Origin of the sequence: Microcoleus sp. PH2017_24_DOB_U_A (genome assembly GCF_020738205.1) — a bacterium.
Lineage (GTDB): Bacteria > Cyanobacteriota > Cyanobacteriia > Cyanobacteriales > Microcoleaceae > Microcoleus.
The window spans coordinates 68,822-94,027 of the sequence record NZ_JAEQCT010000017.1 but is presented as its reverse complement, the minus strand read 5'-3'; the positions used below and the strand labels follow the sequence as shown (position 1 = coordinate 94,027).

Here is a 25,206-nt window from a genome sequence, read left to right as displayed (position 1 = left end):
CAACTACATACCGTAGAGGGACGTAGTTGGGCTTGGGCGCTCTTTAAACAAGAGCTATGTAGTTGAGTTAGCTAGAGGGCTAAAGCCCAACTACATACCATAGAGGCACGTAGTTGGGCTTGGGCGCTCTTTTGATTAAAACCCACTAACGCCAATTGCTAGTCAAAAGAGCTACTTAGGCAAATTGGTTGTTCAACGCAACGAAACCAGGATTAAGCTTCGAGTCTGTGAGTGAATTCAACCAGCTATCGGCGACACCGAAGTTGGAGACTGAGTTGGAATTAATCCCGACATTAGAGGCTCCGATTCCGCCACCCAGTAGCTCGTCGGCGATAGATTTGTTCACCAAATCTGCTCTTCCCTGCGCCGGAGCCCCAGACAAGCTGGAAGTCTTTCGCAGGCCACCGTTGAGTAGCTCGTCGTTTGTCAAAGTGAGACTACTTGCCGTTCTATTCCCAAATTCTGAGTCATTATCGACGATCGTCAGAACGGCGCTACTTTGGGTTCCAATCGTGGCGCCTGTCGGGTTGACCAAACTTAAATTGACAGTTTCGTCAAGCGGAAAGAAAGCGCCATCCGGGAAAAGGTCATCGATAATGGGAATAGTGATGGTTTTGGGTGTTGAATCCCGATTGGCAAAATTGACAGCGATCAAACCATTGCTGTAATCAGCAGGGGCTGTAGCAGTACCATCGGTCAAGTTGACAAAAGCTGAGACTGCACCGAGATCGCTGCCAGTGCGAGTGACTGTCACTGCTGCAACGGGCGTTCCATCTTCGTTGACACTGAAGAAAGGGGCACTAAATTGCAGGGTGCTGTCATTGTCTACGATCGTCGTAATGGCGGTGCTTTGCCCTCCAATCGTCGCATTTCCTGTCGGGTTAACCAAACTTAAATTGATAGTTTCGTTTGGCTCCACCAAAGTGTCGTTGACAATGGGAAGATTGACGATCTTGGGTGTAGAATCCCCAGCGGCAAAATTGACAGCGATCGGAGTATTGGCGTAGTCACCAGGGGCGATCGCAGTTCTATTAGTGAGGTTCACAGTAGCTGAAACTGCGTCAGCACTACTACCAGTGCGAGTGACTGTCACGGCTGCGATCGGTACGCCATCTTCTCTGATCCTGAAGGTAGGGGCGCTAAATTGGAGGGTGCTGTCATTGTCAATGATGTCGAAAGTGGCGGTACTTTGGGTGCCAATCGAGGCATTGCCTGTCGGGCTGCCCAAAGTTAAGGTGAGATTTTCGGTAGGCTCTACCAAGGTGTCGTTGACAATGGGAATGGTGACTGTTTTGGGTATGGTGTCCCCAGCGCCAAAATTGACCAAGATCGGAGTATTGGCGTAGTCACCAGGGGCTGTAGCAGTTCCATCTGCCAAACTGACGGTGGCTGAGACTGCACCGGTACTAACACCAGTGCGAGTAACTGTCACGACTGCAACGGGTGTTCCATCTTCATTGGTGCTAAAGGTAGGGGAACTAAATTGCAGGCTGCTGTCATTCTCTGCGATGTCCAAAATGGCGGTACCTTGGGTGCCAATGGTGGCATTGCCTGTCGGGCTAACCAAACTTAAATTGATTGTTTCGTTACCCTCCACCAAAAGGTCGTTGACGATCGGAATATCGATCGTCTTGGGTGTGTTGTCCCCATCAGCAAAATTGACAAGGATCGGAGTACCGGTGTAGTCAGCAGGGGTTGTAGCAGTACCATCAGCCAAGTTGACGCTGGCTGAGACTGCACCAATATTACTGCCAGTGCGAGTGACTGTCACGGCTGCGATCGGTACGCCATCTTCTCTAACCCTGAAGGTAGGATCGCTAAATTGTAGGGTGCTGTCATTGTCTAAGATGTTCAAAGTGGCGGTACTTTGGTTGCCAATAGTGGCATTGCCTGTCGGGCCAACCAAACTTAAATTGACTGTTTCGGTACCCTCTACCAAAGCGTCGTTGACAATGGGAATGGTGACGACTTTGGGTGTAGAGTCCCCAGCGGCAAAATTGACAGGAATCGGAGTACCGGTGTAATCACCAGGGGCGATCGCAGTACCGTTGGTCAAATTCACGTTGGCTGAGACTGCACCAGCACTACTGCCATTACGAATGACTGTCACTGCTGCAACGGGCGTTCCATCTTCGTTGACGCCAAAGGTAGGGGAACTAAATTGCAGGCTGCTGTCGTTGTCTACGATGTTGACAGTCGCGGTGCTTTGGGTGCCAATGGTGGTATTGCCTGTCGGGCTACCCAGAGTTAAGTTGACAGTTTCGTTACCTTCTACCAAAGTGTCGTTGACGATCGGAATATTGACCGTTTTGGGTGTGGTGTCGCCAGCGGCAAAATTGACAGCGATCGGAGTATTGGCGTAGTCACCAGGGGCGATCGCAGTGCCATCGGCCAAGCTGACGGTGGCTGACACAGCACCAGCACTACTGCCAGTGCGAGTTACTGTTACGGTTGTGATGGGGGTTCCATCTTCGTTGACACTGAAGCTGGAGCCACTGAATTGCAGGCTGCTGTCATTGTCTAGGATGTTCAAACTGGCGGTACCTTGCGTTCCAATTGTCGCACCGCCTGTCGGGTTAACCAAACTTAAGTTGACTGTTTCGGTACCCTCTACCAAGGTGTCGTTGACGATCGGAATATTGATCGTCTTGGGTGCAGAATCGCCAGCGCCAAAATTGACCAGGATCGGACTATTGTTGTAATCAGCAGGGGCTGTAGCACTACCATTGGCTAGGTTCACAGTAGCTGAAACTGCTGCGGTACTGCTACCAGTGCGAGTGACTGTCACGGCTGCGCTCGTCGTCCCATCTTCGTTGACACTAAAGGTAGGAGCACTAAATTGCAGAGTGTTCGCAGGGGCAGTGTCATTGTCTATGATGTTGAAAGTGGCTGTACTTTGCGTCCCGATTGTGGCATTGCCTGTCGGGCTACCCAAAGTTAAGCGGATATTTTCGGTACCCTCTACCAAAGTGTCGTTGACGATCGGAATATTGACGACTTTGGATGTGGAGTCGCCAGCGGCAAAATTCACCAGGATCGGAGTATTGCCGTAGTCACCAGGGGCTGTAGCAGTACCATCGGCCAAGCTGACAGTGGCTGAGACTGCACCAGAGGCTACACCTGTGCGAGTGACTGTCACTGCTGCAATGGCCGTCCCATCTTCGTTGGCGCTGAAGACAGGAGCACTAAATTGCAGGCTGCTGTCATTGTCTGCGATGTCCAAACGGGCGGTACCTTGCGTTCCAATCGTCGCACCACCTGTCGGGTTAACCAAACTTAAATTGACTGTTTCGGTAGCTTCGAGCAAAGTATCGTTGACGATCGGAATATTGATCGTCTTGGGTGCAGAATCGCCAGCGGCAAAATTGACCAGGATGGGAGCATTGTTGTAGTCAGCAGGGGCTGTAGCAGTACCATTGGCCAAGTTGAGGCTGGCTGAAACTGCTGCGGTACTGCTACCAGTGCGAGTGACTGTCACGGCTGCGATCGGTACGCCATCTTCTCTAACCCTGAAGGTAGGAGCACTAAATTGCAGAGTGCTCGCAGGGGCAGTGTCATTGTCTACGATGCTCAAAGTCGCAGTACCTTGTGTCCCAATCGTCGCACCACCTGTCGGGCTGCCCAAAGTTAACTTGACTGTTTCGGTACCTTCCACCAAAGTGTCATCGACAATGGGAATGGTAATAGTCTTGGATGCAGAATCACCAGCGGCAAAATTGACCAGGATGGGAGCATTGTTGTAATCACCAGGGGCTGTAGCAGTACCATTGGCTAGGTTCACAGTAGCTGAAACTGCTGCGGTATTACTGCCAGTACGAGTGACTGTCACGGCTGCGATCGCTGTCCCATTTTCGTTGACGCTGAAGGTAGGAGCACTAAATTGCAGAGTGCTCGCAGGGGCAGTGTCATTGTCTACGATGCTCAAAGTGGCAGTGCCTTGCGTCCCAATCGTTGCACCACCTGTAGGGCTGCCCAAAGTTAACTTGACTGTTTCGGTACCTTCCACCAAGGTGTCATCGACAATGGGAATGGTAATAGTCTTGGGTGCTGTGTCCCCAGCGGCAAAATTGACAGGGATGGCAGCATTGTTGTAATCACCAGGCGCTGTTGCAGTTCCATTGGTCAAGTTCACAGTAGCTGAGACTGCGCCCTCGCTACCACCCGTGCGCGTCACGGTTACGGCTGCAACCGCTGTCCCGTTTTCGTTGACGCTGAAGGTTGGGGCACTAAACTGGAGGCTAGGCTGATTTGCCGTGCCTTGATAGTCAATCTTCCGCACCAGGTAGTCGGAACTATCGTCTTTGAAAGAGCTGGCGGTGTAGGCAGCGGTGGGGCTATCGTAGGGTTTGGCGGAGAACCGCAGTTCGTCAAAAGCAGTGTTGGTGAGAGGCTTGGCTTCTATCTTGAATTGGAAACTGCCATCGGTGCGATCGCCAGTGAAAGTCACTCCATCTGCACCCGCAGTAATCGCTTTTGGAGCGATCGGAGCGTTGAGACGAGTGATCGTAAAATTGCTGGCGGGTACCAGAGTCCCATTATTAAAGATTTGTAGCAAACCAACTTCATTACCTTGATCGCCAACTCCTGGGCTAGTTTTGGGACCCAAGGTGCTAAGGTCGATCGTGGCGCTAGTGATATTTTGGTTATCTGCCCATTTCAGCTTCAGCGCCTGAGATTGATTTGTGTTGGGATTATAGTTGATTTCCGCTCTAATTTTAGTGGTGTCGGTGAACCAACCATCATAGGAAGATGGGACACCAATACCAGGGCTACTGCCATAACTCAACCAGCTTTTAGGATTTTCATTAGTTGGTAAGGTGAGATTGGCGATCGCTTGAGGATTAAGGTAATCAGTTTCCACGCCATCAAAAGCTATCCCAGACAGTTTGATACCTTGATTCTGGGCAGCAGTCGGCCATTTTGTAATTAGGTCATTGACGCTGGTGAAATTAGTGGGTTGACCCAAAGAACCATTCAATGGAGTAGGCATAGCTTCTGTTTTGATAGTAATTAACGATTAGAAGTGACTGAAAACCAGAGAGTTTGGCTTTCTTTATAGTTATCGGTCACGATATGAAGTGTTTCATCGTCAATTACTGCGATCCGGATAAATTTCAGATAAATTTTTCAGCAATGCAAATAGCGGGTTTTCCACATACGTAGGGGAGAGTTTAAATAATTGTCAAGATACGTGAATTTACGTATAATAATTATCAAAATATGTGAAGGTGTAGTTAGACGGCAGCGGTGTTCTCTCTGGACTCTGAAGGTGAATACCGTTGGATTAAAGTTTTTTATCATTGCGAGGAACAAATTATTTGTAGGGTGCGTCAAAGTAAAGATCGTATCCAAAAAATATCGAAAATCTCACAGCTACGCACACCCGCGACAATATTTGAGCCAACAAACCCAAAAATTGTTTGGTAGCAATACTTTTAAAAATTGCTATTAAAAGATGAGGTACGTTGTTGGGCTTCAGCCCTTCTTGGCTTAAGTGGTGATATAAGCTGTCAGTTATACCTCATCTTTTTGAGAAAGGCTATATATATTTGAATCGTTGAGCGTGCGAGCGTCTCGCTCACGATTCAGGCCGCGAGCGAGACGCTCGCACTACATAATTCCGATGCAACCGGAAATGATATAAAAACAATACGCTTGGGTTAGAGGTTGTCCGAAGAGAGGAACGATTGGCGAAAACTAACATTCCTCGCAATGACCGAAATAGGTTACTAATCCCTAAAATCGCGTACTATCTAACACCCCGTGCAAACCAGCGCCGCATCAACTCAACCTGAAAACAATAACCATCACCAACTTCCTCAATCAACTCCCGTTGCCTAAGCAAACCGACAGCATCAAAATCATCAGGAAACTCTTGTAAAATAGTTTCCCGACTAACGATTCCCCCTTCCCCTTGTGCAGCCAAAAACTGCAAAATAGCTAATCCTGCCGCATCTACTTGATTGCTTTGAATATCTGCAAAGAAGAAACTGCCAACACTTAAAGCCTCTGGGATTGCTGCTTCCACATCCGCTAAAGTTGCCAGTCGGCGGATAGAGGGAATTTGCTCGTTTTTGAGAGCGACAATTTCAGCGCAGAGGAGTTGTATTAGGAAAGGGTGACAGCGGGTGAGTTGCAAAACTCGATCGACCGCATTCGGTTCGTAACGCAGGGTAAAATCTTGGACGGGTTGCTCAATTAGTTGACGCGCTTCTGGTTCTTTTAGGTAGCTGATATGAACGACTTGGACATTGATTAAATAGCTTGCCCAACGCTGAAATTCTTCTATGGTATGACTACCAGCTAGCATTACTTTGAAGCGGGGACGATGTTGAATTAGGTGACGCAACATTCCCAAAACATCTTGCTCGTCGAAACGTCCTTTTCTGATGGCATCATCTAGCGCCTCGAATTCATCTAAGGCAAGCAGGGCAATATTTTGTGCTAGGGCTGCTTCTACTTTGTCCAGCCATTCATCAAAGCGGGTGAAAGGGTCATCTTGCAGTGTTTCGCGATCGAGAGATGGGAGAGTTAACGCGCTTTGGCGCTTCGCTGAGTTTGTCATACTCCTAGCGATATTGTAGAGAAACCCAGCAGAATCACTTGCTGATGAAACTGGGCTTTGCAAGTCTACAAACATGGGAATAATATTGCTCGGTAGCAAGCGTCCAAGGTTGTTGAGTAGGGAAGTTTTGCCCATGCGCCGTTGACCGTACAGTAGCAAGGGTGGGCGGCGGCGGTCTAGGAGTAATTGCTCGATGCGCGTGCCGATATCAGTACGCCCGGTGAAGATTTCCTGCTGTTCTGTCAGGGGTACGCCGATGATATAAGGGCTGTCAATTTCTTGGCGAAGTTCGACTGCTTCTGCTAGTTCTCGTATATGGTTGGTGACTATTTCCGACCAATTGGTAGCAATGGGGCGAAAACGAACAGAATATTTATCGCTGCTGCGGGTGAATTCTCGTATTAAATTGTTTAATTTTTCTGCTACCGAACTGAGAGCTAAACGCTGGTTGTAAGGACTTTTCTGGTTGAGGGCTGCATCTACGTCTTGGCTGATATAACTGAAGCTACTGAGTATGGTGCTGACTTGACTGTTTAGTTCGCCGATCGATATACTGCGGTGAGCGTTACTTATGGCTGTTACGTCTGCACAGATTTCTAGCCTTTGTACATCCTGTTTAATCTTTGTTAGCCGATCGGACGATCGCCGATAGCTAGTATATCCAAAAAATATAAGTAAAAATGCACAAATGAGTGCAAATACATAAAACATTAAAATATGAGCTGGCAATAAATTAATGCAGCTCGCTAAAATTGCTGTGTTAGATTTGCGTTAGGGAAAAAGAGAATAGAGTGCCCAGTACCTTTAGACTCTGGACACCCACGCTCCCCCTGAACATTACCGTTAAGCTACCGTTCAGAAGCTTTGATTAAACTTTTGAACAATTGGAGAGCTAAATGGCTAATTTTTATCGACCACTGTTAATTGTTGCAGTGGTGATTTGCGCCATCTTGAATGACGTACCTTTTAATGATCCAGTCGTGTTTCCCGTTATCATCCAATTACTCATGCCTATGGAGGATAGGAGCAAGGGCAAGGATGACGACAAGCATGAATAGCAACAGTGTGAATCGTTGAACTACTTTTTGTAATCAAGACCAGCTAAGTAAGGTGACAACTTACTTGGCTTTTTTGTTTTACACGATTACACCGCTTTAAACGAATACAGTCTGTTTTCGTTAATACATATTTGTATTATACATTTAGACGTGACTGACTTAAAAGTTTATGAAGTTGACTTGTGACTGACTTGTGACTGACTTGTGACTGACTTGTGACTGACTTATTGTTAACAATGAAATTATTGCATAAATTGGCTCCGCAAGACCGATTGCCAGCCCCCTAGAGGCAAGAGGCGGTTTCAGCCTCAAAATTATCCAACTTAACTGCGCGATAGCTTAGCTTATTTCTAGCACCATCTAGTAGCAAAAGGTGAGTAAATGATTCAGCTTTAGAGGCAAATTAGTTCTCACGGCATTTACTTTTTAAAATGAGCGAATAGCTTTATCTGTTGCAAACCTTCTTCATGCCAATTATCCCCTGTTTCCCCATCTTCCAGACTAAATAATCGTTCTCTACACAGGATTTGCATCAGCAGAGGCCAGCATTCACTTTGATTCAAAATCCACTCGACATCCTCATCGGGAAAAGGAATGGGCGAACTGGCTATCAACTCCCGTGCTTCTTCTTCAGTCATAGCTCCCAGAGTTGTAGTATATCCAAAAATATTGAAAAAAGGCGAACTATGTCCGGTGCTAGTCGCTAATTCAATCGGTGATTCAGGAGCAGCTAAAACAAACCCTAGATTCCCATTTGTTTGGTTGGTTGCTAAAGAACGCAAACTTTCCCAAAATCCATCATCTAATTCCGGACAGCGTTGTAAACCGACACCAATTTCGTCTAGTAAGATGACTGTCGGCTGATGTAAATTACGGCTAACTACATCCATAAATCTATCCAAGTCGCAAGGATTAGGCACTGCCATTTTCAGGGATTCTAAAATATATCGCAGCAGCCCTTCCCGATTCTGAAGTCGCGAATCTTGAAAATCTACGAATATCCAGCGATAGTTTTCTGGATTGGGCAACCAGTCAGATTTTTGATTGGGACGTAACTGTTCTATTGATGTGGTGGTAATGTTTTTTAAGTATTGCAGTAGAGAAGTTTTACCGCTGCGCTTTTTGCCGATAATGGCCGCATTTTGCAATGGAAGGCGTTTGAGCAAATTGAATAGGCGTTTGAGTTCTTTCTCGCGTCCAAAGAAGCAGCGCGGATGGGTGATGGGATTCCCAGTTATAAACGAAGAAGTTTCCTCAAAGATTTGTTGTGAATTAGGCTGAGGTGACTGAGGATTTGTTATTTCTAGAGTGGCAATGGTGTTCCACTTAAACCCCAATTTCTCGCTAATTTCAACAAAATTTCGATAATCAACAGGTTGTCCCGCCAGAAATTTCGTGACAGTAGATCGGGATAATCTCAATGTTTCAGCCAAATCCACCTTACTCGCAAAGCCCCTCATCACTACAGCCGATTGGACTTGTTCAATGCACCCTGGAGAAACTCTAAGCGATCGCCCCATAATTATTATCAGCAAATAATATTTATTCGATCGTTAATCTGCAATATGCTTGTAGATTTCCAGCAAGATAAATGTCTAATAATCATTTAAATATTAACCAACTATTGTCCTGTGATAATTATAGCACAATCGATCGCACTCCTCAACAAGAACTTTTGCATCAAGCTCATTCCTATTCTCTGGCAATCCGTGGATTCATCATCACCAGTGTTTTGCTCTATCTTGTAGGTATCGGTTCCTTTGTGGCTGGCAAAGTTCCAGAAGGAACAATTAACACCGCCAGCGAGTTAACACTCAAGATCCTGTTTGTGCTCGTCAAGCTCGATCGACAAAACACCGATCGCCTAAATCGCCTATCCATAGACCAAGACTAACCACGGTATAACCGCTGGCCCGATCGCACTCTCAGGCAAAATCCAGCCAGGGCGATCGTCCGCCAGCTTATATCATCCGTCATTGGCCGGACATAATTACTTAAAAAATGTGTCGAACTATTGATTAGATTCCGGGCGTTTCTGGCGCTTATTCTGGATAAACTGTTCCAAATCTGCGATCGCATCTTCAAAATCCGACAAATTAATTTTCTTAGCTTTAGCCTTCTTCGGCGGACTCACAGACTCACTCGCAGGCTTAGCTTGAGGCGACGGAGACTGAGGCTGTGCTGCTTCTGGGTTGGAAGCTTCTATATAATCAAACAATTCATCCAGGGACTGAAAAAAAGCTTGAGCCGAGGCCCGGCGTGAATCTTTCAAATCATCCTCATCCATCATAAGCCACTCCATAGACTTCAAAACTTGCCTAGAAACTCTGCCCACCGGCACGTGCAGATATTAGACATCAAAACCTCAATCAACTAAAATCCTTGAGAAATTTCGCTTTTATCCTCTTGCGAGATCCCCCTAAATCCCCCTTAAGAAGGGGGACTTTGAGAAGAATCCTGTCCGCCCCTTAAGAAGGGCTTGACAAGGGGAACTTTGATCGCCTCTTGTTCCCCCCTTCTTAAGGGGGGCTAGGGGGGATCTGGGCCCTATCGTCAAACAGTAGACCGACACTGCATTTGACTTTCAGTTGACACGGCTTACGCATTGTCAGCCATCAATCTGTACTTAACTTTACACCCGCCGACAGGGTGATTTGAGACTTGGCGCACAGCCAGCTCAACATAATCGACCCTAAAAAAATCTCAGTTACTGTCTAATTAACCCTAGTCTAGTCGAGAATAAGGACACAGGACTTATGCAACTATTACCGCTGTTCAAAGGTTGCGATCGCAACGCACCACCTCGAAAGGACGGACAGACGGTGTTTTTTGCTTGAGTCCTAAGATTTCAAAGGCATTAGGAGATTTTAAGGTGACTCAAGGATTTGATTACGATTTAGCAATTATCGGCGCCGGCGTGGGCGGGCACGGGGCCGCCATACACGCGGTTAGCTGCGGGCTGAAAGTGGCAATTATCGAAGCAGGCGACATGGGCGGGACTTGCGTCAACCGCGGCTGCATTCCCTCCAAGGCGCTGCTGGCGGCTTCCGGGCGGGTGCGGGATATGCGGAATGCCCACCATCTCAAGACTTTGGGAATTCAGTTGGGAAGTGTGGATTTCGATCGAGGGGCGATCGCCAATCACGCTAATACTATTGTTAGCAAACTGCGCGGCGACTTGACAAACAGCCTCAAACGTTTGAACGTCGATGTCATCCAAGGTTGGGGCAAAATTGCCGCTGCTCAAAAAATTGCGATCGAAACCGACAAAGGCGAGAAAACTATTACCGCCAAGGATATTATTCTCGCCCCCGGTTCAATTCCCTTCGTCCCCCCTGGGATAGAAATTGACGGCAAAACTGTATTTACTAGCGATGATGCTGTCAGATTGGAATCTCTACCGAAGTGGATCGCAATTATTGGCAGCGGTTATATTGGTTTGGAGTTTTCGGATATTTACACAGCCCTCGGCTGCGAAATTACGATGATTGAAGCTCTAGATCAATTGATGCCAACTTTTGACCCGGATATTGCTAAATTAGCAGAACGAGTTTTGATTGCACCGCGCGATATTGAAACAAAAGTTGGTTTGTTGGCTAAGAAAATTATTCCTGGTTCCCCCGTAATTATTGAATTAGCTGATTTCAAAACTAAAGAAGTTGTGGAAATTTTGGAAGTTGACGCTTGTTTGGTAGCAACTGGTCGAGTTCCCGTCAGCAAGAATTTGGGGTTAGAAACAGTTGGCGTCGAAACGATGCGCGGCTATATTCCAGTTAACGATAAGATGCAGGTTTTGGTAGCAGGAGAACCGATCGCGAATTTGTGGGCGATCGGCGATGTTAACGGCAAAATGATGTTAGCCCACGCTGCATCTGCTCAAGGAATTGCCGCCGTCGAAAATATTTGCGGCCGCACTCGCGAAGTTGACTATTTGAGTATCCCAGCGGCGGCTTTTACTCACCCAGAAATTAGCTATGTGGGAATGAATGAACCTGCGGCGAAGGAGTTAGGAAAAACCGAAGGGTTTGAGGTCGCTTCTGTCAAGAGTTATTTTAAGGGAAATTCTAAGGCTATTGCGGAGGGTGAAACCGACGGTATGGCTAAGGTGATTTACCGGAAAGATACTGGGGAATTGTTGGGAGTTCACATTTTCGGTTTGCACGCTTCGGATTTGATTCAGGAGGCGGCAAATGCGATCGCCCAGCGGGATTCTGTGAACACTTTAGCATTCCGAGTTCACACGCACCCGACGCTTTCGGAAGTGTTGGATGAGGCTTTCAAACGGGCGGCTGGGGCGGCGGGCGGTCATTAATTTGTAGGGGCGGTGTTCTTTTTTTACACTCCTGGACGCACTCCACGCAAAGAAACCGGGTTTTTTACTTAATCTGTGGGTTGGAACGAAATATTTTCCTAAAAAAACCCGGTTTCTGGCCCCCGCGCGTAAGTGCTATTTTTAGATACCCGACTTTTTCAAGAAGTCGGGTATCTAGGTATTCTAATTGTTCAGGTTTCATAAAGCTATTCCCTCTTGACGAATGTTCCTCAATAAAGGCCCGTTGTAGTGCATGAATCGCTGTTCATCCATAAATAGACAGCTAATCACTTCATCATTTTGGAGTGACAAATCGGCTCGAATGTGACTGGTTCTTTTAATTTCTTCGCCAGGATTGACTTCTCCTTTGAGGACTACTAACACATCTATATCCGAGTCGGGGCGTGCATCGCCTCGCGCTTGGGAACCGTAGAGTACCATTTGGGTGAGGCGATCGCCGTACAGTTGCTCGAAGTGCGATCGAAGTTGCGTCAGTATGTTCTTAAGTTGATCGTCGATTGTGAGGAACTGCATATTATTTGTCGTTAAAATATACTAGATTGTACCTTATATGTTACCTTAGTAGATATCAAGCGAATACTTCGGACAGTTTATGGCCCAATGACTTATCCTCGCTTGACTTTGAGCCACTGTGGATAATTAAATCAAAGTCATGTCCACCCCAGACGCGGCATTTAATTCGACTTTTTCATAATCCTTAGCCTTTAAAGCTTGTATTATCGTTCCAAAAACTGTCCGGGGTATTGTCAAACAACAAGGAAAATTAAAATCAAATATCGCCTGCCTAAAATTTACGGTCGTTAAGTTTCGTCGCCCTATTACTCAGTTCGTTTGAACCCAATATAATTCTAACCATTTGGAGAGTCATAATTTTATGACAACAAAATTTGCTTTATCAAACTTCAAAGGATTTAAAGAGCTTGATGTAATTGAAATGAAACCCCTGACAGTGCTGTGTGGCATCAACAGTTCTGGCAAAAGTTCAATTATCCAGAGTTTGCTTTTGATGAAACAATCAAATATTGATAGCAGCCAACTCTCTATTGATTCTTACATTCAAGAACCTGTGGTTTTTAATGGTCTGTACGTGCGTCTGGGTGATTGGGCAGATGTAATCAACAATCATGCAACCGAAAAAGAAATCGGGTTTTTCTGGAAATTATCAGGGGATTTTGATTTAAGAGACAAAACAAGATATTGGAATACAAGACAATCTGTTCAGATTGATGTAGAAGTGGAAATAAAACTCTCCAATCTGGAAAATGAAACAATGAATTCATCAGAAAACAAAAACAAATTGTTAGTTAATAGCTTTGTTTTTCGAGATATAGAAAGAAACTTTTCATGGGAAATTATTCAATCAGGCGAGGGAAAATATTTAATCAAATTAAAGTATGTTGAACTGAAAGATTTATTATTTAGATGGATAGATTATGGATTATTTGACATATTTTCTACATACCAGCGCAATCGTTTAGATACCAGAAAATTCACAGAAACCAAGTTTTTCAAAGAGACCGTGATAGAGGAAGTAGTGTTTGACAATGTACAAGTTAAATTTGAGGGTATACTACCAACGCTTTTAACAATCAATGACTTCACCAAACAAAGCTATACAAATCTAAATAAGGTTAACAACGATTTCACAAATAGCAGAACAAAAATACCGAAACACTTATCGAAATTTATTGATACCACGCTCCGTAACTTGAGTACGTATCTTCAGAAGAAACCTGCACCCGAAAAAAAAGCAGATATTCAGAAGATCCCTGCAACTTTGCTCGGAGATGAATTTTCTTTATTTAGGCAAGAGAAAGAATTTGAACTGATGTATTATTATGGTTCTTATCAAGTCACCGCCACTTATTTGAGAAATTTATGGTCTAGTGTTAGATATATAGGGCCTCTACGTGAAGCGCCCAAGCGATTCTACTTTTTTGAGGATTTGAGAAAGATTGATATTGGGATTAATGGTGAATATACTCCCTTAGTTCTTGCTATCGAACAAGAACATAAAATTCCTAAATATTACAGATGTATTTATCAAGGAAAACAGATCAAAGAATACGAACTGCGAGAGTCAGACAAAATGCTAGAAGCAGTCAACTGGTGGTTATCCGAATGTATGAAATTACCTAATATCACTTCTGTAGTTGGTTTAGGTGGCATTCCAGGTCAAGTTAAATTAAACTCATCGGGAATAGAAGTACATTTACCAGATGTCGGATTTGGTGTCAGTCAAATTTTGCCAATTTTAGTAGAATGCTTGCGGACAAAACCAGAAGAAACTATTGTTTTAGAACAGCCTGAAATTCATTTACATCCTTCACTACAGTCAAAGCTTGCTGATTTTTTTATTTGCATGGCTAAGTCTGGAAAAAAATTAGTTATCGAAACCCATAGCGAACATTTAATCAACCGATTGTGTCTGCGAATTGCCCAAGAAGAATCAGGGGAAATTAAAGAGCTTTTAAATACCCTTTTCGTGAGTTTTGATGAGAAGCAGAAAACTTCGGTTGTAAAACCAATTCAAATTAATGAGTTTGGCGAGATCCAAAATTGGCCAGTTGGCTTCTTTGATGAAAATGACGCGCGGGATTTAATGGAAGCAACTTTGAAGAAAAGGATGGCAAAGTTTAGATAATGAGAAAATATTTAGATCCTGTCTATTTAGCTGTCAGTGAAAAAGCATGGCAATCGCGACGCTATTTTGAAATTTTTCAGTCCCTTAACTCATTACTAACCGATATTGAAAATATTGAAAGAGATACAGACAGTTTATATCAGTTAATTAAGTTTAAATTTAGTGAGGGACTGCTGGCAGAAATATACAATAATAATCCTTTCAAAAATCAGCCAGAAGTTGAAGAACATTACACAAGATTTTTTAAGGATAAAATTATCCCTGAATTGTTTAGAAGATTTGAATTTTGTCCTGGAGAGTGCGCCGCATTAGCCGAAAATAACCCCGCGTGTAAATTTGGTAATGAATTACTTCCTGAAGATGTCTTAAATGAATGGAATTTATTGCTTGATAAATGCTTGTCTTGTAATTATACTGACTTGCTGTACTTGGTAAGTCCTACTGCTTGTCAGACAGTAATGGTAGAATCTGATAATATTTCAGTTGCTCAAAATTTTTTGGTAGCTGAGGATGTAAAACAGCTATTTGATGTAACTGATTTTTTATCAAAAATTATAGTTGACGAAAGACACCGAGAAAATCAGATTCGGCAAGCTATTGAAATTTGCTACAGTCAATCAGTTTTACAAGATGGATGGTTGTCTAATTTGACACGGCAAGATTATGAATTAAATGAAAAATTTTGGCTGAGTATACAACGAGCTAAGTTTTTCAATGAAAATCGTTCCTATCAAGAAAGATTTATCAAATCGATGACTCAAATTGTCTACGATCTAGATATAGATATTCGCAAGCACAAGTATCAAGGTGAAAAAATAACAATTGGCCGTAAAAAATACACTAAATATAGCGCTGATGTTTTCAAAATGGGACAAAGTAGTAGTGATAAAAGATGTTCCCGGATATTTTACTGTAAAGTTAGCCAAAAAATTCATTTTTATGAATTTGAACCCGATCGCCATGCAGGTGAATAGATTTAAATCAGCAAATCGTTAACGAATGATAATCATAAAAACAGGTAATGTCGTGGCTAGCAAGTGAAACCGCGCCTGTTTCCCTCTCAAAAGTGCCAGAGAATCTGCTATTATCCCGATCGCACTTTTTGAAAGTTATGCAATCCTTGGGACGGCGTTCATTAGTTGAAAAAATCCAGGAGGGCGATCGCACATTTTTCACCCTTGGGCCCGTACTAAAAGAGTATGTCAAAACTAACTATTCCCGCCCAAACATAGAAAAAGAGGCCCGATCGACCTTATAATATCTTTATCAAATGCAATCTAATTTGTCAATCGATCGCTAAATGCACGTTATCAGTCGCAAAAAATTAAGAGACTACTGCCAAAATCATGCTGATTCTTGCGAAGCCCTCGATGATTGGTACAAGATTGCTAGTCAAGCCAACTGGACTAAGCTTATTGAAGTTCAAACTATTTATCCTCAAGCTGAAGCAGTTGGAAATTTTACAATTTTCAACATCAAAGGAAATAAATATCGCTTAATCGTAAGTCTTAACTATCAAAAGCAGATTGTTTATATCAAGTACATTTTGACTCATGCAGAATATGACAAAAACAACTGGAAAAATGACCCTTACTTTTGACTCCGACAGATACAGCAGCTTGCTATCTCAATATCAACCGCGCATTATCAAAAATGAAGATGAAAACAAGATATTTTTAGAAATAGTTGAAAGCTTGCTTTCTCGGAACAATCTAACTCCCGAAGAAGACACTCTCCTAGAACTCTTAGTCAAATTAATTGAGGATTTTGAAGAAACACATTATCAAATAAATGCTTCAACTCCCCACTCAAGACTTCTTCATTTGATGGATGCTAAAAATCTAGAGCCAGCGGATTTAGTGGGAATTATGGACACAATTGAGATGGCAACAGAAATCGTTAACGGTCAACTAGAAATTACCAAAAAACAAGCTGAGGCTTTGGGAAAGTTTTTTCATGTCAATCCGAGTTTGTTTCTGTTCAATTAATCGTAATAGAGACTTCTATCATATAATAGATTGAAACTTGTCGCGATCGCCCTTTATCCCCTCTACTATGCTTCAAATCCGCCGCCGTCCCCCCAGCACCTCAGTCTCCGTACTCTACCTCAGCTACAAAATCGCCGTACCCGACGCCGAACCCCGGCACATCCTCGAAGAAATTGTCTGGCAAAAAGAGGTTGAAGTAGCCCAAAAGCGCGATCGCACGCCCTTAGCCGAACTTCACAAAAGACTCCCCTTTGCGCCGCCGATCCGCGACTTCCTCGGCGCGCTTAAAAACGGTAAAACCGCACCAGCAATCATCGCCGAAGTCAAAAAAGCTTCCCCCAGCAAAGGCGTAATTCGCGAAGATTTCGACCCCGTGGCGATCGCCCAAGCATACCAAGAAAACGGCGCCAGTTGCATCTCCGTACTCACCGATGAAAAGTTCTTTCAAGGCAGTTTCGACAACCTCGCTAAAATCCGTGCCGCCGTCGATTTGCCCTTACTTTGCAAAGAATTTATTATCTATCCTTACCAAATCTATCTCGCCCGGATTAGCGGCGCCGATGCTGTATTGTTAATCGCTGCCATCTTATCTGACAAAGACTTACAATACTTTGTGAAAATTGTCAAGACTTTGGGGATGACGGCCTTAATAGAAGTTCACACTCTCGAAGAACTCGATCGAGTATTAACCCTAGAAGGAGTCAACCTAATCGGCATCAACAACCGCAACCTAGAAGACTTTTCCGTCAGTCTAGAAACCACCAGCCAACTATTAGCCTCGCGCCAAACCGAAATTCAAGGAAAAAACATCCTCACCGTCAGCGAGTCAGGAATCCATACAGCCGACGACCTCACCCAAGTTGCCAGCGCCGGAGTCCAAGCCGTCCTCATCGGCGAATCCCTAGTCAAGCAGCCAGATCCGGGTGCTGCTTTAGCCTCCCTTGCCAAGACACATCCGCCCATCACCAAAGGCGAGACTGCTTGACCAAAGAACGAGCCCGCCGGGCCCCTCGATGCGAGACATGGGGATAAGTCGGTAGCGGTTTCAACCGCCTAGAAGGGGTTGCACGGCTTTAGCCGCCGTGGTACAATAGATTCAAGCGAGTAGGAGCAACCATCTACGCGACGAAACATCCTAGTACTGAGAAATCCAGGCAACGGACATATCCGACTTCGATTCGGAACAGTTAAAGGGCAAATAATGGCAGGATGTCGAGCGTACCAACCTGGCAGAGTGATGGACTTTCCAAGCGATAGAAGCATAAAAGTATACGCAAAGTTTAGAGTAATCTAGACTGAGTGGGTAGCGGCGCATTGAACACGCCTGTGTGAAACCTTTATTGGAATCGCACGAATCCCCCCGATTCATCGGTGGGGTTAGTTCAAAAACACCCCCGAATTCTGATAAAAAATGATTGAGTAGGTAAATAATCAGAAATTCTAGCCTGCATCGACTCAAGCGCCTAACTGCAAAAAAAATAGCACTCAAAGCTATATTGCAGAGAAATATTTTGCCAGAAAGCAATTAAATCTATTCGCTGTCGCCAGTCGATCGCAAAATTTAGCGTTACCAACGCACCCAGCCCCGAATATTCGATCGGCAAAGCAGGGGTTTTTGTAAGGTTAGAAAACAAATAAGAAGTCGGGCATCTAATGTTCACCTGTGATGCCCCATGCACTTGCAATGGGGTATCGGTTCGCTGAGGTATGTTAGCTTTCATGGAGCCAATTCCCCTTCCTTCGTACATTCATTATGAATTGTTACTTCAATTGTTAGAACGCAAAACAATGTTTGCTGTCAGTCCACAATCGCCCCAACAGCAACAAGTTCACCAACTTATTATTACCCTGCGTAAAGCCCTTGCCATTCAAAAGCAATTAGAACAAAGCTGCGAGCGATCGAACTTGGCAGTAGAATACCGTTGGTCTTTAAATGAAACTAACCATACTGGCATTAAAAGTTAAAAAACTTAGAGTACCAACCGATCGTATTTGATTTATTCTGTAGAACTCCCATCGAAAAAGTTAGGACGACATAATGGACAACAAGTTAATGCTGATGATTCCCGGCCCTACACCGGTGCCGGAAGCGGCTTTGCTAGCAATGGCAAAACACCCGATGGGCCACCGCAGCAAGGAATTTGACGCGATTTTTGCCGAATGTACCGAAAATCTCAAATGGCTGCACCAAACCAGCGGCGACGTACTGAGTTTGACGGTTTCCGGTACCGGCGCGATGGAAGCTGGGATAATTAATTTCTTGAGTGCGGGCGATCGAGTTTTAGTCGGATGCAATGGTAAATTTGGCGAACGCTGGGCTGAAGTCGCACAAGCTTACGGTTTAAATGCCGAAATCGTCAAAGCTGAGTGGGGTCAACCTTTGAACCCCGAAGACTTCCGCGAAAAACTCGAAGCAGATACTGAGAAGCAAATCAAAGCTGTCATCGTCACTCACTCAGAAACCTCTACCGGTGTCCTGAATGATCTCGAAACCATCAACCGCCACGTCAAAGCCCACGGCGAAGCTTTAATTATGGTTGATGCTGTCACCAGTTTAGGTGCTGTCAGCGTGCCAATGGAAGCTTGGGGGCTAGATGTGATTGCTTCTGGTTCTCAGAAAGCTTACATGATTCCCCCGGGTTTGGGTTTTGTAGCCGTTAGTCCTAAGGCTTGGAAAGCTTACAAAACTGCCACACTGCCCCGCTATTATTTAGATTTGGGTAAATATAGCAAAGACGCTGCCAAAAATACGACTCCTTTTACTCCGCCAGTCAATATGTTTTTTGCGCTGCAAGCATCGCTGCAAATAATGAAAGGCGAAGGATTGGAAAACGTTTTCGCCAGACACAAGCGCTTGATGACAACTACTCGCGCCGCTGTAAAAGCTTTGGGTTTGCCATTATTTGCTGCTGATGATGCCGCCAGTCCTGCCATTACCGCAGTTATGCCGCCTGCGTCTGTAGATGCTCAAAAAGTGCGAACTTTGATGAGAAAGAAGTTTGATATTGCTCTCGCCGACGGACAAGACCATTTGAAAGGTAAAATCTTCCGCATCGGTCATTTGGGCTTTGTGTGCGATCGCGATATTCTAGCAGCAATTTCCGCTTTGGAAGTCGTGTTGCAAGAATTGGGTCATGAAGGCTGCCTTCCTGGTGCCGGTATCGCCGCTGCTGCGAAAGAGTTAGCTGGATCTTAATCTTAGTTATTAAAGGATTTTGGATTTTGGGTTTTATCTCAAATCTAAAATCCTTTTAATAGGCTTGGGATAACCAATCAAAGATTTTATCCAATTGTTCCAGAGTGACTAAACCGTACTGCCACAGAACCATCGGCAAGGAATTAGGGTCTCGATCTCGCTGCCGTTTTTCGTCACCGCCAACACGTTCGGCGACAGCGATGGACGCGGGAGAGATTGCCAAATCTTCTTGTAAAAATCGAATTAATCTAGTGTATGTAGCGGGTGCCATGTGATTTTGTCTCCATGTATAGGACACCATTTTCTGATGCGAACCTGATGTTTTTGATTAGTAATAAGCCAGTTTTAAATCTGTCTCTTGGCCGTCGATAGCTGTTAAAACAGTATTAGCGGTTGTGGAAAATCCCAAATTTACTGCTGAGTGTGACTCTAAAGCCAACCTTTCCCCAGAAGTGAAAGGTTTTGCACTTTTGCTGCTGTCTGCCCGATCGCCTGTTGAGCGCGATCGAACTTAAACTGAATACCTCGGTATTGTGCAACGCGAATCTGAAGAAATTCTGCTACCTAAACTAATTGCACTGTTGTTCAGAGTTTAACTTCATCTGCGAAAGTGCAGAATCCGCAAATCTACTTCGGCAATATTTGTCAGATATGTCGATCGCAGCCGACCTTGCTACCTTAAGTTAACTTTGCCACTTAATTTGGCTTGTAGCATCTTACTTCCGACAGGTTTAGTAGATTCAGGTTTGGCGCCAGAAGTTCCAGAGAATTTCTTTTCGTGCCAGGAGCCCGATCGGCTGAGCATCGTCTCTCAGGATTGGTAACGAGTCGCTGACTCTTCTCATACCTGGAACTAACAATCTACAGCTTCTGCAAACAAGCTCAAGCCCAGACGAACTCAGATTGACATCGTAGCAAATCTTTTGGTCTTTGTGCTGTATCTTACATTAATACTTTAACAGATATTATCAAGTTTTGTAAAGTTTATTAATTTTTTGAGGTTTTCTCGAAGCCGAACTCAGCGGGAAAGGGAGAGGGGAGAGAGGGGGAGAGGGGAGAGAGGGGGAGTGACTTCAGAAACCGGGTTTCTACTAAATTTTGCGACTGGGAACCAGAAATACACCTAGAAACCGGGTTTCTAGCCCCATGTGTAAGCCCTGAAAATGTCCGAAGTGTTACTGGAAAAACTCGATTTCAATCCGATCGCCCACTTTGACACCAAGTTCAGCAGCCCGGCCACCCCGGATCTCGATTACTCGATCGACAGCAGTATCGGGCCCGTAGGTGGGACAAGGATCGGCTGTACAAGGAGGTGCCTCTGCTGCGATGGCTGTCACGACTCCATCCCGCAGAAAAATCATATCCAGAGAAATCTTGCAATTTTTCATCCAAAAATTGACCCAGCGCGCGGGTTTAAACTCAAACAGCATTCCTCTGTCATCGGCCAAAGAAGTTCTGTACATTAAACCCATAGCCTGTTGTTCGGATGTTTTGGCGACTTCAAGTTCGATCTGGCGATCGGCTATCCGAGCTCTAGCAGAAACAGGCAAAACTTGACCGGATGTTGTCGCCGTCGGAGACTGCGACGCCAAAGTACCAGTAACACCAGAATTTGCGACAGGTAAAGCCGGCGAACATCCAAGCAAAAATATAATTACCCCAATATTTAGGAAATTAGTTAAATAACTCATAAAGATTTTAGATTGGGAATGGGGAATTGGTAATGGGTAATTGGTAATGGGTAATTGGTAATTGGGAATTGGGAATTGGTAATTGGAATGGGACTTTTTAACAACTGTCAACTGACAACTGTCAACTGACAACTGTCAACTGACAACTGTCAACTGTCAACTGACAACTGTCAACTGACAACTGTCAACTGACAACTGTCAACTGACAACTGTCAACTGTCAACTGACTTCAAGCTTCGCGCATCACGTAACCAACACCGCGCACAGTCTGAATCAAGCGCTTTTCGCCCTCATCTTCAATTTTGAGACGCAGATAGCGGATGTAAACCTCAATCACATTCGACTCACCCAAAAAGTCGTAACCCCAAACATTCTCTAGAATTTGTTCGCGAGTCAAAACGTCGCGGGGATGTTCCATCAAATACTTTAGCAGTTCAAATTCCTTCATCGTCAGGTCGATCGCCCGTCCGTTGCGTAGAGCTCGCCTAGACGCCAAATCCAAAACTAAATCACCAAACCTCAGTTGTTCGCTGCTGGTGTTATCCGGCTGCAAATACAAGCGCACCAACTGCATAAACTCCTCAGTGCGGTAAGGTTTGAGAAAATAATCATCTGCGCCAGCTTCCAGACAAGCCACGCGATCGTCCACTGTATCGCGACCGATCAATAATAGCACTGGCGCCCGATTGCCACCACTTCGGAGGTGAGAACACAGCGACAGCCCCGATTCAGGGCCAAGTATGCGATCGATTACAATCAAAGCTGGCTGCAATTTATGGGCTAAATGTTGGCCTGTGGCGATACTAGAAGCTATTACTGGTTCGTAGCCGGAGGATTTTAAGTCTAGACTTAAGTGTCCGGCGAGAACTTCGTCTGTTTCTACTAGCAGGACACAGGGATTGCGATCGAGAGTGAGTGCAGCCATTGCATTGACCGATTTAGACCATACCAGTTCTAGCACGTCTCAGGGGACAGTTGACAGTTGACAGTTGACAGTTGACAGTTGTCAGTTGACAGTTGTCAGTTGACAGTTAGATGGAAAAATCATGAAATAAGCAAGATAAGCCAATGACAATTCCCAATGACAATTCCCAATTACCAATTCCCAATTCCCAATTCCCAATTCCCAATTCCCAATTACCAATTCCCAATTCCCAATTCCCAATTCCCAATTCCCAATGCCCAAATTCAATATTAAACTCAGAGGACTGAAGTCCTCACTACAAACCTAATTACCAATTACCCAATTCAACAATCCATGAGCCTCATTGTATTTGGCAGTATCAACATTGACCTCGCAGCAAAAACTCCCAGATTGCCGCAACCTGGGGAAACTATCATCGGTAGCAATTTTTTCACTGCCGGCGGCGGTAAAGGAGCAAATCAAGCCGTAGCAGCGTCGCGTCTTGGAACTTCGACTCACCTGATCGGGCGTGTGGGCAACGATAAATTTGCTGAAGAATTATTGACAAGTTTACAATCCTATGGTTTGAATACAGAAAATGTATTAATAGATAAAAGCACTCATTCAGGTGTGGCAATTATTGCCGTAGACGATAGCGGTCAAAATAATATTATTGTGATTCCGGGTGCAAATAATAATGTTGGTGATGCAGATATAGAACGTCTTAAAAAAGTGTTGTCTGAAGCTACATCTTTGCTGTTACAGTTAGAAATTCCCCTGGAAATTGTCCTAAAAGCTGCGAAAGCTGCTCGTCAAGCTGGGGTGCGAGTGATTCTCGATCCGGCACCGGCTGCGGGGGATTTGCCGATCGACCTTTACCCGCTAATCGACATCATCACGCCGAATGAAGTGGAAGCTGGACAGTTATTCGGTTTTCCGGTGAATGACACAGAAACGGCGATTCGGGCAGCCAAACAGTTGCAGCAGCGCGGTGTCGAGAATGTTATTGTCAAATTGGGCGATCGCGGGGCGGTTGCTGTGACTGCGGACGAGAGCTTTTTTGTGCCTGCTTTTGCTGTGAGGGCGATCGACACAGTGGCTGCTGGCGACGCTTTTAACGGTGGGTTGGCTGCGGCGTTAGATGGCGGGCGATCGCTGTCGGAGGCGGTGGTGTGGGGCTGTGCAGCGGGTGCTCTGTGTGCAACTAAGGTGGGTGCTCAGGTTGCTATGCCCGATCGCACAACTTTTGATAAATTTTTGCAGCATAATTTAGCAGCAGAATTTAGATAAGACGGCGGTTGAAACCGCATCTACACAAACGATGTCCGCCTTCGCGGACTGAAGAGGATAACATAATTTTAACTGCCCACTCTTCAACCCGCGGAGGCGGGTTTTGCTTGTATAGACGCGGTTTCAACCGCCAAGTCTTCTTGAATTTGTAAGGTGCCCCGAAGCACAGCCTACTGTGGCCGCTGAATAATTGTTTCAACTACCCGGCGCTTGACTTTTGGATCGATACCAATCAGCCGCACGTATTCCCCGCCGTGTTCCGCCAAGCAAGTTTCTAACGATGCAACCACATCTTTTTCCTGTGCCGTTTTAATTGTCGCACAACTTTGCCAGGAACCTGTTTTAAATCGGCGATTGTCTGCATATTCCATCCCTATTTTGCAGCCCCTTGCTAATAACTGTTGCACTTGTTCCAATACCTCGCCGCTCAGCCGCGCAGATTTACTGTTACTAATAGTTGAAGTTGGCTCGACATAAGCCTTATAATATTTCGATGAGGGGTCGTTTTGTTGATTTTGTGTTGGCGCCACAGCCGGGACATTGACAGTTCCAGGAACGTTAAACAGCCGTGATTGGTTGTATTCATCTACCAAGCGCATTTCCTGTACCCGCTTTTGTTGACCAACCATTGAACTACCCATTTCTAATAAATGAGCGAGGCTGAAATTAGGGTTCGGGAAATCTGGCGGTGCTTCCAGAGTGTTGACTAAACGCTTGGAAACTTGCTCGATTCCTATCTTGTGGATGAATTCGCGGATTTGTTCGTCGTAAATGCGCGATCGCAAAGCGCTAAAAAAGTCGATCGCCTGATCTGCAAAATTATCTACCAAACCCACTATCTCGGTTTGTGACAAATTGTCAGACTCAAAAATTCCGCTGACAATCCCAATTTTATCATCCCGGCTGGGTTCCCAATAAAACTTTTCCATCCGCCCGTCGCGAATCAGCGGCGCGTAAAGCGTAGCAAAGTCATTTCCGGTGACAATAATCGGCACTCGGTGCAGTGGCGTGCTGTCATAACTTCCCGGTAACTGCACGTTAGTGGGATTGTCCGCAATATTCATCAGAGTGGCATTGACCATCTGAGTATTTACAGTATATTGAGTCGTAGTATCGAACCTGCCAGCACCGGCATCCAAATCGTTAATAAAAATTGCACACATCTCGCCCCGCACTCGAATTTGCTCCGCAGCTTCGCGGTAGCGCAAACGAATTAAACGCGCCGGATCTCCGGCATCGGGACTTTCTAATTCTCCACCAGATATCATCACCGGTTCAAAGCCCATTCGCCGAAAAACCAGTTCGGCTTGAAATGTTTTACCTTCTCCTTTGCGGCCGTGAATTCCCAAAATTAGGGGAACTCTTACCCCAGGCAAATTTAAAAAGTTCTTAGTGACGTGCACCGCAACTTTATCGAGAAAGTTAGGAGAAATGTAATAACTCATCAGTAGATTTGTGAGGGATTTATTGCTGTTACTGTTACAATTTTATGACAAAATTAACAGCCTGCAACGCGAAGCTGGATTTTTACCGTACA

The 25,206-nt window shown here is 45.0% G+C and carries 22 protein-coding genes; 11 read left to right on the top strand and 11 right to left on the bottom strand.

All coding sequences use genetic code 11. The annotated features are described in order from the left end of the window. Nucleotides 1-175 precede the first annotated feature (175 nt). From JGK07_RS02160 to JGK07_RS02150, 3 genes are all read right to left on the bottom strand, one after another. Nucleotides 176-4,990, bottom strand: coding sequence for a Calx-beta domain-containing protein (locus JGK07_RS02160; RefSeq protein WP_293241337.1), 4,815 nt, complete (start codon nucleotides 4,988-4,990; stop codon nucleotides 176-178). Between the two features lie 759 nt (nucleotides 4,991-5,749). Continuing rightward, complete coding sequence (locus JGK07_RS02155) at nucleotides 5,750-7,276, bottom strand: AAA family ATPase (RefSeq protein ID WP_293241336.1); 1,527 nt, start codon at nucleotides 7,274-7,276, stop codon at nucleotides 5,750-5,752. A gap of 766 nt (nucleotides 7,277-8,042) precedes the next feature. After that, a complete protein-coding gene (locus JGK07_RS02150) occupies nucleotides 8,043-9,158 on the bottom strand; it encodes an ATP-binding protein (protein ID WP_293174244.1) in 1,116 nt (371 codons plus the stop codon). Between the two features lie 56 nt (nucleotides 9,159-9,214). Between JGK07_RS02150 and JGK07_RS02145 the strand changes: the two genes are divergently transcribed. Then, nucleotides 9,215-9,517 (top strand): hypothetical protein, encoded by a 303-nt coding sequence (locus JGK07_RS02145; RefSeq protein WP_293174246.1) that lies wholly within the window; start codon nucleotides 9,215-9,217, stop codon nucleotides 9,515-9,517. Between the two features lie 117 nt (nucleotides 9,518-9,634). Here JGK07_RS02145 and JGK07_RS02140 read toward each other — a convergent pair whose 3' ends face one another. Then, a complete protein-coding gene (locus JGK07_RS02140) occupies nucleotides 9,635-9,925 on the bottom strand; it encodes a hypothetical protein (protein ID WP_293204716.1) in 291 nt (96 codons plus the stop codon). A gap of 570 nt (nucleotides 9,926-10,495) precedes the next feature. Here JGK07_RS02140 and lpdA point away from each other — a divergent pair. Then, nucleotides 10,496-11,935 carry a dihydrolipoyl dehydrogenase gene (gene lpdA, locus JGK07_RS02135; protein WP_293204714.1) on the top strand — a complete coding sequence of 480 codons (1,440 nt, stop codon included), beginning with the start codon at nucleotides 10,496-10,498 and terminating at the stop codon, nucleotides 11,933-11,935. A 198-nt stretch (nucleotides 11,936-12,133) separates the two neighbouring features. Here lpdA and JGK07_RS02130 read toward each other — a convergent pair whose 3' ends face one another. Further along, nucleotides 12,134-12,469, bottom strand: a complete 336-nt coding sequence (locus tag JGK07_RS02130; RefSeq protein ID WP_293174252.1) for a nucleotidyltransferase domain-containing protein — start codon at nucleotides 12,467-12,469, stop codon at nucleotides 12,134-12,136. A 361-nt stretch (nucleotides 12,470-12,830) separates the two neighbouring features. Between JGK07_RS02130 and JGK07_RS02125 the strand changes: the two genes are divergently transcribed. From JGK07_RS02125 to trpC, 6 genes are all read left to right on the top strand, one after another. After that, nucleotides 12,831-14,600 (top strand): DUF3696 domain-containing protein, encoded by a 1,770-nt coding sequence (locus tag JGK07_RS02125; RefSeq protein ID WP_293174254.1) that lies wholly within the window; start codon nucleotides 12,831-12,833, stop codon nucleotides 14,598-14,600. Continuing rightward, nucleotides 14,600-15,574, top strand: a complete 975-nt coding sequence (locus JGK07_RS02120; protein ID WP_293174256.1) for a hypothetical protein — start codon at nucleotides 14,600-14,602, stop codon at nucleotides 15,572-15,574. The genes JGK07_RS02125 and JGK07_RS02120 overlap by 1 nt, the downstream gene beginning before the upstream one ends. A 47-nt stretch (nucleotides 15,575-15,621) precedes the next feature. Continuing rightward, on the top strand, nucleotides 15,622-15,858 hold the full coding sequence (locus JGK07_RS02115) for a hypothetical protein (protein ID WP_293174258.1): 237 nt from the start codon (nucleotides 15,622-15,624) through the stop codon (nucleotides 15,856-15,858). Nucleotides 15,859-15,900: 42 nt separating this feature from the next. Beyond that, nucleotides 15,901-16,200: a type II toxin-antitoxin system HigB family toxin gene (locus tag JGK07_RS02110; protein ID WP_293174260.1), complete on the top strand. Its 300-nt coding sequence runs from the start codon at nucleotides 15,901-15,903 to the stop codon at nucleotides 16,198-16,200. Further along, nucleotides 16,184-16,588, top strand: coding sequence for a transcriptional regulator (locus tag JGK07_RS02105; RefSeq protein ID WP_293174262.1), 405 nt, complete (start codon nucleotides 16,184-16,186; stop codon nucleotides 16,586-16,588). The genes JGK07_RS02110 and JGK07_RS02105 overlap by 17 nt, the downstream gene beginning before the upstream one ends. A 67-nt stretch (nucleotides 16,589-16,655) precedes the next feature. Then, the gene (gene trpC, locus JGK07_RS02100) at nucleotides 16,656-17,573 is read left to right on the top strand and encodes an indole-3-glycerol phosphate synthase TrpC (protein WP_293174264.1); all 918 of its coding nucleotides are present in this window, start codon (nucleotides 16,656-16,658) and stop codon (nucleotides 17,571-17,573) included. A 478-nt stretch (nucleotides 17,574-18,051) separates the two neighbouring features. Here trpC and JGK07_RS02095 read toward each other — a convergent pair whose 3' ends face one another. After that, nucleotides 18,052-18,309, bottom strand: a complete 258-nt coding sequence (locus JGK07_RS02095; RefSeq protein WP_293174266.1) for a hypothetical protein — start codon at nucleotides 18,307-18,309, stop codon at nucleotides 18,052-18,054. Here JGK07_RS02095 and JGK07_RS02090 point away from each other — a divergent pair. Both JGK07_RS02090 and JGK07_RS02085 read left to right on the top strand, forming a co-directional pair. Further along, the gene (locus JGK07_RS02090; RefSeq protein WP_293144225.1) at nucleotides 18,308-18,553 is read left to right on the top strand and encodes a DUF5340 domain-containing protein; all 246 of its coding nucleotides are present in this window, start codon (nucleotides 18,308-18,310) and stop codon (nucleotides 18,551-18,553) included. The two genes, JGK07_RS02095 and JGK07_RS02090, sit on opposite strands and share 2 nt — an antisense overlap. Before the next feature lie 73 nt (nucleotides 18,554-18,626). Beyond that, complete coding sequence (locus JGK07_RS02085; protein ID WP_293174268.1) at nucleotides 18,627-19,784, top strand: alanine--glyoxylate aminotransferase family protein; 1,158 nt, start codon at nucleotides 18,627-18,629, stop codon at nucleotides 19,782-19,784. 55 nt (nucleotides 19,785-19,839) lie between these two features. Here the strand turns inward: JGK07_RS02085 and JGK07_RS02080 are convergent, their stop codons facing one another. The 4 genes from JGK07_RS02080 to JGK07_RS02065 form a co-directional block, all read right to left on the bottom strand. Continuing rightward, entirely contained in the window at nucleotides 19,840-20,055 is a 216-nt protein-coding gene (locus JGK07_RS02080; protein WP_293144219.1) for a DUF2949 domain-containing protein, read from the bottom strand. 904 nt (nucleotides 20,056-20,959) lie between these two features. Further along, nucleotides 20,960-21,475, bottom strand: coding sequence for a DUF192 domain-containing protein (locus JGK07_RS02075; RefSeq protein ID WP_293174386.1), 516 nt, complete (start codon nucleotides 21,473-21,475; stop codon nucleotides 20,960-20,962). 229 nt (nucleotides 21,476-21,704) lie between these two features. Next, the gene (gene nblR, locus JGK07_RS02070) at nucleotides 21,705-22,400 is read right to left on the bottom strand and encodes a response regulator transcription factor NblR (protein ID WP_293174270.1); all 696 of its coding nucleotides are present in this window, start codon (nucleotides 22,398-22,400) and stop codon (nucleotides 21,705-21,707) included. 81 nt (nucleotides 22,401-22,481) lie between these two features. Further along, nucleotides 22,482-22,667 (bottom strand): hypothetical protein, encoded by a 186-nt coding sequence (locus JGK07_RS02065; RefSeq protein WP_293230635.1) that lies wholly within the window; start codon nucleotides 22,665-22,667, stop codon nucleotides 22,482-22,484. Nucleotides 22,668-22,733: 66 nt separating this feature from the next. Between JGK07_RS02065 and rbsK the strand changes: the two genes are divergently transcribed. Continuing rightward, on the top strand, nucleotides 22,734-23,669 hold the full coding sequence (gene rbsK / locus JGK07_RS02060; protein ID WP_293174272.1) for a ribokinase: 936 nt from the start codon (nucleotides 22,734-22,736) through the stop codon (nucleotides 23,667-23,669). 170 nt (nucleotides 23,670-23,839) lie between these two features. On the opposite strand, the gene JGK07_RS02055 is transcribed toward rbsK, so the two are convergent. After that, nucleotides 23,840-25,114, bottom strand: coding sequence for a ribulose bisphosphate carboxylase small subunit (locus JGK07_RS02055; protein ID WP_293204701.1), 1,275 nt, complete (start codon nucleotides 25,112-25,114; stop codon nucleotides 23,840-23,842). Between the last annotated feature and the right edge of the window lie 92 nt (nucleotides 25,115-25,206).